Here is a 232-nt window from a genome sequence, read left to right on the forward strand (position 1 = left end):
CGGTCTGCGTGTCGTCGGCGTTGACCGAGACCACCGTGCCGGTGACCTGCGGCGTGATCTGCACGACGTTGCCGTTCACGTAGGCGTCGTCGGTGCTTTCGCTGAAGCGCGCGACGAGGAAGTAATAGAGGCCGTAGGCAATGGCTGCAATCACGATCACGAGAACAAGCAGCGTCATCATGCGCGTGCGCTTGCCGTTGTTCGCGTTCGGCTGCGGATTGGCGGCCGGTTG

Annotated in this window: 1 pseudogene; it reads right to left on the bottom strand. The window is 62.9% G+C overall.

The annotated features are described in order from the left end of the window. A pseudogene (locus tag SB751_RS35730) lies at positions 1-232 on the bottom strand (EmrA/EmrK family multidrug efflux transporter periplasmic adaptor subunit); the annotation flags it as partial.

Source organism: Cupriavidus sp. SIMBA_020, from assembly GCF_046535395.1.
Lineage (GTDB): Bacteria > Pseudomonadota > Gammaproteobacteria > Burkholderiales > Burkholderiaceae > Cupriavidus > Cupriavidus campinensis.